General features: G+C 34.7%; 14 protein-coding genes, 1 pseudogene and 1 other annotated feature. Of the genes and pseudogenes, 2 read left to right on the top strand and 13 right to left on the bottom strand.

The window, feature by feature from the left end; translation table 11 throughout:
• Positions 1-55: 55 nt before the first annotated feature.
• The 6 genes from KTB61_RS12015 to KTB61_RS11990 form a co-directional block, all read right to left on the bottom strand.
• Positions 56-196 carry a hypothetical protein gene (locus KTB61_RS12015; protein ID WP_216697595.1) on the bottom strand — a complete coding sequence of 47 codons (141 nt, stop codon included), beginning with the start codon at positions 194-196 and terminating at the stop codon, positions 56-58.
• Positions 197-212: 16 nt separating this feature from the next.
• Positions 213-353 carry a DDE-type integrase/transposase/recombinase gene (locus tag KTB61_RS12010; protein WP_083638223.1) on the bottom strand — a complete coding sequence of 47 codons (141 nt, stop codon included), beginning with the start codon at positions 351-353 and terminating at the stop codon, positions 213-215.
• Between the two features lies 1 nt (position 354).
• On the bottom strand, positions 355-921 hold the full coding sequence (locus KTB61_RS12005; protein WP_216697594.1) for a hypothetical protein: 567 nt from the start codon (positions 919-921) through the stop codon (positions 355-357).
• A 79-nt stretch (positions 922-1000) separates the two neighbouring features.
• Positions 1001-1201 (bottom strand): hypothetical protein, encoded by a 201-nt coding sequence (locus tag KTB61_RS12000; protein WP_216697593.1) that lies wholly within the window; start codon positions 1199-1201, stop codon positions 1001-1003.
• A 79-nt stretch (positions 1202-1280) separates the two neighbouring features.
• A complete protein-coding gene (gene thrS, locus KTB61_RS11995) occupies positions 1281-3209 on the bottom strand; it encodes a threonine--tRNA ligase (RefSeq protein WP_216697592.1) in 1929 nt (642 codons plus the stop codon).
• A gap of 60 nt (positions 3210-3269) precedes the next feature.
• Positions 3270-3473 (bottom strand) — a binding site (T-box leader).
• A 56-nt stretch (positions 3474-3529) separates the two neighbouring features.
• Entirely contained in the window at positions 3530-3973 is a 444-nt protein-coding gene (locus tag KTB61_RS11990) for a PTS sugar transporter subunit IIA (RefSeq protein ID WP_216697591.1), read from the bottom strand.
• Between the two features lie 136 nt (positions 3974-4109).
• Here KTB61_RS11990 and KTB61_RS11985 point away from each other — a divergent pair, with 136 nt between their 5' ends.
• Both KTB61_RS11985 and KTB61_RS11980 read left to right on the top strand, forming a co-directional pair.
• The gene (locus tag KTB61_RS11985) at positions 4110-4904 is read left to right on the top strand and encodes a MurR/RpiR family transcriptional regulator (RefSeq protein WP_075758591.1); all 795 of its coding nucleotides are present in this window, start codon (positions 4110-4112) and stop codon (positions 4902-4904) included.
• Entirely contained in the window at positions 4879-5637 is a 759-nt protein-coding gene (locus tag KTB61_RS11980; protein ID WP_075758590.1) for a MurR/RpiR family transcriptional regulator, read from the top strand. Before KTB61_RS11985 ends, KTB61_RS11980 begins: the two co-directional genes overlap by 26 nt.
• A 21-nt stretch (positions 5638-5658) precedes the next feature.
• Here the strand turns inward: KTB61_RS11980 and KTB61_RS11975 are convergent, their stop codons facing one another.
• From KTB61_RS11975 to KTB61_RS11945, 7 genes and pseudogenes are all read right to left on the bottom strand, one after another.
• A complete protein-coding gene (locus tag KTB61_RS11975) occupies positions 5659-7131 on the bottom strand; it encodes a PTS transporter subunit EIIC (protein ID WP_216697590.1) in 1473 nt (490 codons plus the stop codon).
• Between the two features lie 108 nt (positions 7132-7239).
• The gene (locus tag KTB61_RS11970; RefSeq protein WP_216697589.1) at positions 7240-8565 is read right to left on the bottom strand and encodes a 6-phospho-alpha-glucosidase; all 1326 of its coding nucleotides are present in this window, start codon (positions 8563-8565) and stop codon (positions 7240-7242) included.
• 511 nt (positions 8566-9076) lie between these two features.
• A complete protein-coding gene (locus tag KTB61_RS11965; protein WP_216697588.1) occupies positions 9077-9658 on the bottom strand; it encodes a hypothetical protein in 582 nt (193 codons plus the stop codon).
• Positions 9659-9694: 36 nt separating this feature from the next.
• A complete protein-coding gene (locus KTB61_RS11960; protein ID WP_216697587.1) occupies positions 9695-9862 on the bottom strand; it encodes a hypothetical protein in 168 nt (55 codons plus the stop codon).
• 96 nt (positions 9863-9958) lie between these two features.
• On the bottom strand, positions 9959-11410 hold the full coding sequence (locus KTB61_RS11955) for an ankyrin repeat domain-containing protein (protein WP_216697586.1): 1452 nt from the start codon (positions 11408-11410) through the stop codon (positions 9959-9961).
• The gene (locus KTB61_RS11950; protein WP_216697585.1) at positions 11407-11580 is read right to left on the bottom strand and encodes a hypothetical protein; all 174 of its coding nucleotides are present in this window, start codon (positions 11578-11580) and stop codon (positions 11407-11409) included. The genes KTB61_RS11955 and KTB61_RS11950 overlap by 4 nt, the downstream gene beginning before the upstream one ends.
• A gap of 6 nt (positions 11581-11586) precedes the next feature.
• Positions 11587-12108: pseudogene (locus KTB61_RS11945) on the bottom strand (DUF4474 domain-containing protein); the annotation flags it as partial.
• Positions 12109-12286: the final 178 nt, after the last annotated feature.

The following is a 12286-nucleotide window of genomic DNA, read 5'->3' as shown; positions in this document are numbered from 1 at the left end:
TATGATAATACTTCGTTCATCAAGTCAATCATTTAAAAAACATGTTTGTATTTATTTAAGATATTTCCTTGACGATGCTTTTTACAATCTTATGCAACCGGATTCCATCCTTAAGGCCCAGACGATAAAAGAACTGCTCGGCATCTGCGCCACTATCGAAAATAGCATCTGTACTGGTCAAGCTTTTTTGTAACACTTTGTTCGATAAATATTTAACTGTAACGAGCCTCCATAGGTGCATTATCATAAGGACATCCTGCCTTGCTCATACTTTGAGTAACATTATTATCTTTGCAGAAATTTACAAAATCCCATGAAGTAAACTGTACACCTTGATCTGAATGCAGAATCACTTTAGGATAATGTTCCTGCTTCCTGCTCCAAAACTTTTTTGAGAGTTTCTATTGCCAAATCAGTATTTATATAATTACTGTTTAACGATGCTACTGCTGATCTGTCAAATAAATCAATGATAGAGCAGTTATATCTGAATTTTCCGTTTGGCTGGCGCATATAAGTAAAATCTGTACACCAAACTTTGTTTTTACAATCGACTGTGAAGTTTTGGTTTAAGAGATTATCAAATATTTTGTGTTTCTTGCCTGTTTTATATCCAGGCTTAGAATGCATAATTACAGCACACAGATTAAGTTCTTTGTTCATGTATTTATGCATAGTGGTATTACTAACTTCATACCCGTAGCGTTTAATAAAAATGCGCATAGCCCTATAACCTATAACACGATTATTATTGTAATAAACGTACTTTATAAGTTCAAAAATGTGTGCCAAACGCTTGCGATATTCTCGCTTTGCATCCTTTTTGTAACTGTAATAACAGTTGGGACTAATACCAAACTGTTTACATAACCATCTTAAACCAAATACATTTTTGTTTTCATCAATGAATCGATATACCATTAATCGATTTCCTTCGCGAAGAATGCCGCTGCTTTTTTTAGGAAAGCAATCTCTTTATCTTTTTCGTTGAGAAGCTGATTTAATCTTCGGATTTCCTTGGCTTCATTGGATTCAGATGTTGTGCTAGTGGTATAAAGGCATTCTTCCTTGTACTGGTTAACCCATTAGCTAACAGTACTTTTGGCAATAAATCAGCAGCAATCTGAACTGTTGATTTATTGCCAGCCATGTAGGTTCTAACTACTTCTTTTTTGAAGTCTCCGTTGTAACGTACTGACATAGTGATTTCCTCCTTGATTTGAATAATATAATACTATATTATTCGAACAAGTTGTTACAAATTTATTATACCACTACATTTATTTTTCTTCTTTTTCTACCGGACGAATTTCTTTTGTGTCAATTTCTTTTTGAATCGCTGTTAAGAAATCATCCATAGACATCTGTCCTTCGTCTCCTTTGAAACGGCTTCTGACAGAAACGACCTGATTTTCCTCTTCTTTACCACCTACAACCAGCATATATGGAATCTTATGAAGCTGTGCTTCACGGATCTTGTATCCCATTTTTTCTGCTCTTGTATCAATTTCAGCACGAATACCTGCATTCTTCAGCTCATCCAGAACTTTATTTGCATATTCAAGATGTTTATCAGAAATAGGGATTACCTGTACCTGAACAGGAGCCAGCCATGTTGGGAACGCACCTGCAAAATGTTCGATCAGAATACCGATAAAACGTTCGATAGAACCAAATGCTACACGGTGGATCATGATTGGACGATGTTTTTCACCATCTGCACCAATATATTTTAAGTCAAATCGTAATGGAAGCTGGAAGTCTAACTGAATCGTTCCGCACTGCCATGTTCTTCCAATGGAGTCTTCCAGATGGAAATCGATTTTTGGTCCATAGAAAGCTCCGTCTCCTTCATTTACCACATAATCTAATCCAAGATCATCCAACGCACCACGAAGAGATTCTGTTGCTAATTCCCAATCTTCATCACTTCCCATACTGTCTTCCGGACGTGTAGATAATTCCACATGATATTTAAATCCAAACAGGCTGTATACCTGATCAATCAATGCTGCAACCCCTTTGATTTCATCTTTGATCTGCTCCGGTGTCATAAAGATATGGGCATCATCCTGAGTGAAACAGCGAACACGCATCAATCCATGAAGCTGACCGGATTTTTCATGACGATGTACCAGTCCTAATTCTCCCATACGCAATGGAAGATCACGATAAGAACGAGGTTCAGACTCATATACAAGAACGCCTCCCGGACAGTTCATTGGTTTAATCGCAAAATCTTCCTCATCAATGACGGTTGTATACATATTCTCTTTATAATGATCCCAATGACCGGAAGTTTCCCACAAATGTCTGCTTAACATAATTGGAGTTGATATTTCAACATATCCTGCTTTTTCATGTATTTCTCTCCAGTAATTCAGCAATGTATTTTTCAAAACCATTCCTTTTGGAAGGAAGAATGGGAATCCAGGTCCTTCTTCACGCATCATAAAAAGTCCCAATTCTTTTCCGAGTTTTCTATGATCACGTTTCTTTGCTTCTTCCATCATAGTCAGATAATCTTTTAATTCAGATTTCTTTGAAAAAGCAGTTCCGTAAATTCTTGTAAGCATCTGGTTTTTCTCATCACCACGCCAGTAAGCACCAGCGATACTTGTTAATTTAAATGCTTTGACAGGTTTCGTTGTCATTAAATGTGGTCCGGCACATAAATCTACGAATTCTCCTTGCTGATAAAAGCTAATAACAGAATCTTCTGGCAGGTCTTCGATTAATTCCACTTTATATGGCTCGTTGCGTTCTTTCATAAACGCAATGGCTTCCTCTCTTGGTTTAGTAAAGCATGTAATTTCCAGACCTTCTTTGACGATTTTTTTCATTTCTGCTTCGATTTTTTCCAGATCATCCTGTGTAAAAGGAGTGTCTTTTTCCATATCATAGTAAAAACCATTGTCAATGGATGGTCCAATTGCCAGTTTTGTTTCCGGATATAAACGTTTTACAGCCTGTGCTAAAATATGAGATGCTGTATGTCGGAAAGCATGTTTTCCTTCGTCAGAATCAAATGTGAGAATGTTCAGTTCACAATCGTCTTCAATCACAGTTCTTAAGTCGACAACTTCTCCATTCACTTCTCCTGCACATGCTACTCTTGCAAGACCTTCACTGATATCTTTTGCAATATCAATGACTGACATGCTTTCTCCGTATTCCTTTACGGATCCATCTTTTAATGTAATCTTCATTTTTATGCTTCCTTTCTTCATATGGTTTTTTAGGAAAAAAAAGCCCATGGATTAAAAAATCCATGGGACGTATCATCGCGGTTCCACCCTGGTTATCTGTAAATATATACAGACCTCTCATTATGACGATAACGGTGTCGGCCGGGCTGGTTTACAGCCACTTGGAGGTGGTCTTCATCTGCTATGACACTTAAGATACTCTCAGCAAAATGTATCTCTCTCTGGAAGTTTTTCGCAGATTACTCTTCTCTTCAACGCTTTTCCTATTTCTCACACATTATAGCACTGTTAAATTCTTAAATCAATCCTTAATTATAAATTTATATAATCTGTGCTATGTCTGTTTCTTTTGCCACAACATCCTGATCATTCACAAATGTAATCTTCTTTGCATTTCCCTGATCAAGAACAACCATCATCGTAATATCATCATAATTTCCTGCTTTTAACTTTTCTCTGTCAAATGTCATGATCAACTGCCCTGCTTTAACTTTATCGCCTTTTTTTACCTTTGAACTACAGATCCCTGTTAGATTTACTGTATTAAGTCCACAGTGAATCATCACCTGCACACCATTATCCATGACGATTCCTATCGCATGTTCTGATCCTTCAAAGACGACCTCAACCGTACCATCACAAGGAGAATAAATCTTGTCATCACTAGGTTTGATTGCTATTCCATCTCCCATCATTTTCTGTGAAAATACATCGTCATTTACCTGATCAATGCTTACTAATTTTCCTGTTAAAAACGCCTTCAAATTTTTATTTTTCTTGAAAAAAAAACATATTTACACCTCCTAAAAATTATCTTATAATTAAATTAAAATTTATGTCCATAACACAGGATTTTTAACTATCCTGTATATTCGTGGCCGAAAGGAGCATCCTTTTCTAATGAATCTGAATTTAAATTTTCCACTGCAGTCACTGACACCCAAAGAGCTTGAGATCATGCAGTACGTCCACGACCACTCAGATGAAGTTACTTCTATGAGCATCCAGACATTTGCTAAAAAAATCAATTATTCCACATCAACTGTGATTCGTTTCTGCAGGAAAATTGGCTTTAGTGGTTTCCCTGAATTTAAATATTATCTCAAAAACCTGAACATTCAAAAAGATTCAAATCCTGTATCCTCTGATATCTCAATCGAATCGATCAAGAATTCCATTAAAGCTGATCTTGAAAGTACTTCAAGTCTGTTAAATTCCGATGATATCTTTCAGATTGCCAGACTTTTTGCAAGCAATCCACCAATTTATCTTTACAGTCCTGCAGGTCTTACCGATATTGCTGTCAGTTACCTTGAAAGTATGTTATTTATCTCTGACTGTCAGAAAGTATATAAAACTACTGCATCCAAAGCTCTACGACATTTTATACAGACAGCTAAGAAAGAAAGTATTTTTATCTTTATCAGTAATTCCGGCCGATTTGAATCGACACTGAACCTTGCGAAAGAAGCAAGACTTCATGGCATGACCGTGATCTCAATTTCGTCCATTGAAAATAATGATCTGGCTGAAGTATCAAATTATAATCTCCGTTTCTTCTCAAAGAAACATGAGAATGATGGTGCGGATCTTACTTCCAGACTCAGCTCTTTCTTTGTATTGAGCTCATTTATTGAATACTTTAGTTTCTATAAGAAAGGCCTTGAACATGAAAACTTTTCTGAATCAGATTGATTCCTCAAAATTTACCGAAAACGATAAACTAATCTTCGATTATTTCATTGAACATAAAAATCATCTTCCTTATTTTTCATTAAGTGATATTTGTAAGGATTTATATCTTTCCAATGCAACCATCGTAAGGTTTTGTCAGAAACTTGGATTCAAAGGATTTAATGAATTAAAATATACTCTTCGAAATGAATTAAATTCTTCTTCTGACTTTTCCAATTCATGGAAGATATTGCAACGTCGCACTGCTGTTTTGAAAGATTTTATTGATAATATTGATTCTTTAAGAATCAAAAATATATGTTCTCAGATTTTGGAAAGCGAATCTCTTTACATCTATGGACGTAATATGTCTTCGCTTCCTGCAAAATATTTATATTCCATGTTAAATTCCATGGATATTCCGTGCATTTATATTGACTGGATTGATTTTCTTCGTGCACTTTCAAAGTCATTACCCCAAAATGCTACGCTTATTATTCTTACAAACTATGGAGAAAAATCTATCTATCAGTCAATCATAGACTCTTGTCATCGCAATCATGCAAATATCATTTGGATCTCTAGTTCTGAAATTGAACCTTCAATGATCGCTCCTTCAGATACTTATATCTGGACGCAGGAACTTCCACTTGAACATGTTCATCTTCGTACGAAAATGACTTCATTTCTTGTTGTCCAGCTCATTGTAGAATATCTTCGCCACAATATCAAAAAGCAGGAAGACCCTCGTTAAATAGTCTTCCTGCATTTTTTGTTAATATTTTAATACTGTCCTTACTGCATCAGCTATTTTTTCTACTTGCGGTCCATAAATAACCTGTATATGTGATTCACTCGGTTTTACAATTCCAAGACAGCCTGTTTTCTTTAATGTATCTTCATTTACGATTGACATATCGTTTACATCTACACGTAATCTTGAAATGCAGTTGTTTACAACTTCAATGTTGTCAAATCCACCAAGACCATCAATAATCGTAGTTGCAAGATTCTTCATCTTTTCATCAACACTTAATCCTGTAGAATCGTCTTCTTCCTCATCATCAGCTACATCAATTGAAATGTTTTTGCGTGATAAATACCATTTAAATACAACATAGTAGATCACTGCGTAGAATACTCCAACAACTGGAATCCAATACCAGTGAGAACCTGGCTGGAATACACCCCAGATGAAGAAGTCAATGATTCCTCCACCAGTATTTCCAACGATAACTCCTAATACTGACATCAGCATGAAAGAAATACCGCCCATGATGGAATGGAATAAAAACAGCATTGGTGCAATGAACATAAAGGAGAATTCCATTGGTTCTGTAATACCGGATACAAAACTTGCTGCCACTCCGGCGATCATTAATGCTTTTACTTTTTTCTTCTTTTCCTCTGGAGAAGTCTGATAAATTGCAAGTGCTGCTCCTGGAAGTCCAAACATCATAAATGGCATTTTCCCTTGTCCAAGGAACTGTGTATATTGCTGAAGGTCTGTCAGTGGTACTTTATCTACATATTGTAAGAAAATATTTAAGCATCCTTCCACACCTTTAAATGTCCCACCTAATGGTGTTGTTCTAAATAATGAGTTTAATACATGATGAAGTCCTGTTGGAATCAGTAATCGTTCTAGTGTACCAAAAATGAATACTCCAAATGCTCCCGCTGAATGGATCATTGCACCAAGTCCATTGATTCCAACGGAGATTGGCTCCCAGATTAGGGGCATTACTAATCCGATCAGTGACATAGTTACAATAACGATCAACGCTACAAATCTTTTTCCTCCATAAAATGCAATCGCAGCTGGAAACTGTATTTTATGATACTTATTGTGTAACCATGCTGTTACAAGTCCTGAAAGAATACCTGCTGTTGCACCCATATCGACAGTTTCTACTCCTAATGTTGGAGAAATTTTCATTGCACTGAAATCTATGATACCTGTTCCAATGATACAGCTGCTGGCTACTAAAAAAGCATAATATCCTAAAAATCCTGCAAATGCTGCAACACCTTTATCTTCTTTTGCAAGTCCCATTGCAATTGAAATTGAGAATAATACAGGCATCAATGTAAATACGATATCAGAAACTTTATTTAATGTTGAAATAATGAAGAAAGGTACACCTGTTGCTAACAGTGGTAGCGCTCCCTGCACCTGAGGCTTCATTAACGCAGACGTCAGTCCAAGCACGATACCGCACGCAGCAAGCGCTGCGATCGGCATCATAAGGCTTCTTCCTAAGTCGGAGAAGAAATTCATAATTTTATTTTTCATATCAAACACCATTCCCTGTCTTACAATACATTTATATCTCTTTTCTTATGAATAATCCTGTTATCTTAATTCTGGCCACATACCTTTGTTTGCTTCAATTAAAGCATCTAAGATCTTTCTTGCCATCTTCGCATCATTAACCAGACGGTTTAATGTAAATGCCTCTAATGCTTTCTGATATGAATTCTCATAGAATGCATCAACGAGAAGTTTTTCGCAAGACACCTGCTGTACTAAAAGTCCTAAATAGAACTGAGGGATATTTCCAACTCTCATTGGACGTGGTCCGTTGATTCCAAGTTCACAAACCACTTCTACCATCGCGTCATCCTGCATATTAGCGATTGCTCCATTATTTTCAACAATCAGGATGAAACGTCCTAATGTGTTGAATGCAATTGCTTCTGCAACTTTGATCATCATTTCTGCATGTGCATCAGAAATAGCGTGGAATTTATCTCCTAATTTTCCTTCTTTGATGACTTCTGCACATTCTTTAAATACACGAGTTTCACGTCCATCAATTACTTCATCTGCACGAGTGTAATCTGGATTTAAATGACTTGCTTTATATTCTGGATACAGGTAATATCCGTCATATGTATTTGGCAGATAATCTGGGAAGTCTTCTAACATTGTCTGAACAAATCCATAAGTATCAAGCCATGACTGATCTCTCTGTTCTGCGTCCTGCGGAAGGAATCCTTTTTCTTTTACAATCTGACGAACTTTTGGAAGTAAATCTTCTCCTGTGTTACGATCATAAATATGGGTGAACCATCCATAATGATTTAATCCAAAGTACACTGGATCAAGATCTTCCCAGTCATATCCTAACAGACGGCTTGTGGAACGTACAACGTTTTCTGGCTGATCACAGATGTTAAGGATTTTTTTATCATCTGGAAATTCTCTTCTTAGTGCTTCAGCTACGATCGCTGCCGGATTTGAGTAATTTAAGATCCATGCTTCTGGGGAATACTGACGGATCTGATGAATTGCTTCGATCATGTCTACGCAAGAACGAAGTCCGTAAGCCATACCACCTGCTCCACATGTTTCCTGTCCGATCTTTCCGAAGCTTAGTGGAATATGTTCATCTTTCTGTCTCATCTGAAGTCCACCGGCACGCATCTGCATGAAGATAAAGTCCATATCCTGATATGCTTCTTCTGGGTCTGTTGTATAAGAAAAATCTAATTCCGGATATCTCTCACCAAACATGATGTCTCCGTATTGTCCGATTGGTTTCTGTCTTTCTCCATCGATATCAAATAAGACAAGTTTGTTTAATGGAAATTCTTCCTGCATACGTGCAAAAGATTTTAAAAATCCAAGTGTGTATGTGCTTCCTCCACCTACGATACATACGTTATATTTTTTCATTTTTGAATTCTCCTTTTTTAGTGCGTTCGCAAGATATCCGGCCAGATTTATTTACGAATTTGTTTGCATCTCTTGTTTACATTTATACTATATCTAAAAGGATTTGACTTGTAAATATTTTTGCATATTGTAGGTTTAGATATTTCATATTGTTATTTATTACTTTTTGTGTAATTTTTTACACGTTAGATTACAAAGAAACTTTCCATCTCTTTTCCGGTCTCTAGATTCGTAGGAGACATCTCTTTGACTTTGCCGTAAGCATCATATGTATAGGTGCGAACCGTCTTTTCTGTCGTGGGACTTCCTGTTTTAATTCTGCAAATTCCGTCATCTGTCCCCAGCTGTCATAATGGTATTCGGTATAGAGGTAAACAGTCTCCGTATTTCCGGTGATTTTATTTTCTTAAATTTTCCTGCTTCAGTTAGCATAACTTATAATGTAAATAATTTTCTATCTTCTTTCATAAAAGCTATTGTATTTCCTTTACATAAAAAGCAACTAATATATTCAAACAAAATAGAAAAAACCTAGCATTCCTCCTAAAACTATAAATATTATTTTATACTTCATATATTTCTTACCTGTGAAGCAAAAAACAATTATCAAAGTTAATAAATTGATAATAATTCCTAACAGAAATTGATCCTCCCACTGATAAGAAATCAAAGTAAATGAGCAATACATGACAGGTAATCCTGATAAAATTAATGATAAAATACCTTCTTTATGATAATAATATAGAATCATTCCCAGCCCCCAAAAAATTACAGGAATAATAATTGCTTCACCTAATCCATATAAAATATAATCATAATTCTGTTTTCCAAATCCCAAAAAAAGTTCTATATTCTTAATCCATGTTGCACCAATAACAAATGATAGTCCAAATATGGCACAGTTTATACCTAATTTTATTTTCTCCTTAGTTATAACCATGATGATTGTAATACATAACACAATCAAAATACCATCCCCGAAAATACATTCTAAACTGATTGACATATCTGTTCTTTTTGATGTTAAATATCCTAGTACAATCCCACACAGCAAAATAATTACTCTTTTTAAATGCATTACAATTTTCTCCATCTCTGTATCTCCTCTTTTTATGCTTCAATAACACCACTAAGGTTTATATTTTTTTAATGGATTTTCATGATTATAATAATTTTGTTTTCCTCCATATCTAGGATCATACACTTTTTTCTTTTTATCATATCTATAAGATAATCCATATGGATAATTAGATGCATACACAACACATTGACATTTTTTAGCCATAATTTTAGCCACACTATTCTTGTTATCTCATTTTATATAATTAAGGATTCCTTTCCGATATATTGTACAGATTATAATTTATAATCATTTCTCATTTAACATCATCCTTCATTTTCCAAGATTCCATACAGCTCCTGTTTCCTTAGCTATATCTTTACAACTTCTTCCACTAGAATCTTTTTTCGTAATATCTCCTCCTTTCTCCTTTAAATACTCTGTTATTTCTACACTGTCTCTCCCATATGCCATATTCAATGAAGTCCATGAAAAATCTTCTGTCTCATCTTTTACATATTTATTAATATCGGCTCCCTGTTTTACCAAATATTTAACCATCGGAAAATCGCCAACATTAATCGCAGATTGCAATAAGACTTCTTTTCTTATATTACCCTGATACATTTTCTTTTCTAATACTGTCCGCACTAAATTACTTCTTCCCATCCAAATCAGATTATTCAATTCGCTTTCCTTTGCCCTAAGCCCCCATTCGCAAAGTTTTTCAAATTTTGGGGTTGTTTCTAAAGATGCACTGCAAAGAAGTCCATCTCCATATTCTTCATAATTTATAGAATAACCATTTTGGTATAACCAATCGAAAACATCTTCTCCTGCGTCTTCATATCCATGAAATATTTCTATTTGATTTGGAACATATCCTAATTTTAATACTGTTTCAAAAGATTTTACATTACCATAATCCAGTAAAAAACTCCATGTCCTGCATTCTCCATTTTGTATATTGTCCTGAAATTTCACTTTACCTCTTTTTTCCAGTATTTTTGCATGATTCAAATGACCTCCCAAAGCAGCAAAAGATACAGCATCTGCCTGATAATAATCTGTCTTAATATTTCCGTTAAGTCCTTGATTTAAAAAGAATTCTACAACTTCTGCTTTGTTACATAATGCTGCGATTTGCAGCAAATTGACTCCATCCTCATCTTTCCACCCAATATCATATCCTTGTTTTTTTATTAATTTCAATGTTTCAATATCACAATATGCTGCAGCAAAAGCTAAAATTTTTTCTTTCTCTGACTCTTTAACTTTATTGTTCTTAATCAACGTCTGAAGTTTTTTATTTTCTCCTTTTATGGCAAAAACAAGTGCTTGAGACATTTTATTATGTACATACTCTTTTGGTATAATTTTAAGAATTTTCGGGGCAAAATAATACTCCATACCATAATCATTATTATTAAAAAAATAATCAAATAATTCTTCGTCTGCTTTTGCTCCTTTTTTTAGCAAATTCTGCCATAATGTTTTCTTTTCTTTATAATTTTTTAAAGAAAGACGGCTGACTGCTGCTTTCAACGGAGTAACTCTTTCATCTCCTTCTTTATTTACATTTTCTCCATAATCAATCAGTATTTTTGCTAATTGATACCGCTCATTCTCAATTGCCCAACAAAGGTTTGTATTATTATCTTTTCCAATTTGATTTACATTTGCTCCAGCATTTATTAAAGTTTTGCAGATCTTTATTTGAATCTCTTCACTTTCAATCTCTCTTACTGCCAATTCTAACGGCATTGCTTTTGAAGTCAATTTCATTTTTTATTCACAATAGCTGAATCGACATCCAATGCTTCTTTCACACCTTGAATATTTGGTGAAAGAATAGATTTATATAATTGTTTTTTTGCTATATTGTTTGTATTTACACATCCGGTAGTCATACAAATAATTATCAATAAATGAATAATAATACAAACCTTTTTCATAAAACTTTATCTTCCTTTCCAATCAAAATGTCTTTTATAAACTGAACCAGTCACATGTAAAGCTTTTACTTTCTTTAACTTTTTGGATAAACTTTTCATTCCTTTTACATATTTCCCTTTTTTAGGAAACCAAAGTGTTCCTTTCATTCTAAGAGAAGTTTTTCCCCATACTTTCTTTTTAGGCAAATATTTTTTAGGAGTAAATGCTGTTAACCACCATGCTTTCCCTTGAGCCGTTGACGTATCACTATCTCTTTCAAATAATCTTTTTCCGTTCGCATACAAGGACATCTTCATTCTTATTCTTCTATCTTGTGGATATGCGCAATACCAATGTGCTGATTTTTTATTATTTCTATAATACAATCCAATTTCACAACCATTTGCAACTGCTGGAATATATGGTGGACCATATTTTCCTTTCCAAAATTGTAATCTCCAATATGTAGTTTGTGCTTTTTTTGTTACCAAATCACCAACTGTCCAATCCATCATATCATATAGATCATTATATCCTGCATACTTTTGTGGAGCATTCTGGTGCTAGAATATAAATAGTACAAGTCAAAATGAGAATTCCCAATCTATTATTTCATGGTACAATGTAAGTACCGCACTGAAGGAGGATCTCATTATGGCAAAGCACTATGACAAACAATTTAAACTGGATGCAGTCCAGTATTATCATGATCACAGAGACTTAGGA

Source organism: Anaerostipes faecalis (assembly GCF_018982945.1).
Classification (GTDB): Bacteria; Bacillota; Clostridia; order Lachnospirales; family Lachnospiraceae; genus Anaerostipes; species Anaerostipes faecalis.
Note: the sequence above shows the minus strand (reverse complement) of the source record. Positions and strands in the feature narration are given on the sequence as shown.

What these genes read in the sequence shown, in the direction of transcription:
- KTB61_RS12005 (WP_216697594.1), bottom strand. Translation starts at nt 921, where the DNA reads ATGGTATATCGATTCATTGATGAAAACAAAAATGTATTTGGTTTAAGA.
- KTB61_RS12000 (WP_216697593.1), bottom strand. Translation starts at nt 1,201, where the DNA reads ATGTCAGTACGTTACAACGGAGACTTCAAAAAAGAAGTAGTTAGAACC.
- thrS (WP_216697592.1), bottom strand. Translation starts at nt 3,209, where the DNA reads ATGAAGATTACATTAAAAGATGGATCCGTAAAGGAATACGGAGAAAGC.
- KTB61_RS11985 (WP_075758591.1), top strand. Translation starts at nt 4,110, where the DNA reads ATGAATCTGAATTTAAATTTTCCACTGCAGTCACTGACACCCAAAGAG.
- KTB61_RS11980 (WP_075758590.1), top strand. Translation starts at nt 4,879, where the DNA reads ATGAAAACTTTTCTGAATCAGATTGATTCCTCAAAATTTACCGAAAAC.
- KTB61_RS11975 (WP_216697590.1), bottom strand. Translation starts at nt 7,131, where the DNA reads ATGATGCCGATCGCAGCGCTTGCTGCGTGCGGTATCGTGCTTGGACTG.
- KTB61_RS11970 (WP_216697589.1), bottom strand. Translation starts at nt 8,565, where the DNA reads ATGAAAAAATATAACGTATGTATCGTAGGTGGAGGAAGCACATACACA.
- KTB61_RS11965 (WP_216697588.1), bottom strand. Translation starts at nt 9,658, where the DNA reads ATGGAGAAAATTGTAATGCATTTAAAAAGAGTAATTATTTTGCTGTGT.
- KTB61_RS11955 (WP_216697586.1), bottom strand. Translation starts at nt 11,410, where the DNA reads ATGAAATTGACTTCAAAAGCAATGCCGTTAGAATTGGCAGTAAGAGAG.
- KTB61_RS11950 (WP_216697585.1), bottom strand. Translation starts at nt 11,580, where the DNA reads ATGAAAAAGGTTTGTATTATTATTCATTTATTGATAATTATTTGTATG.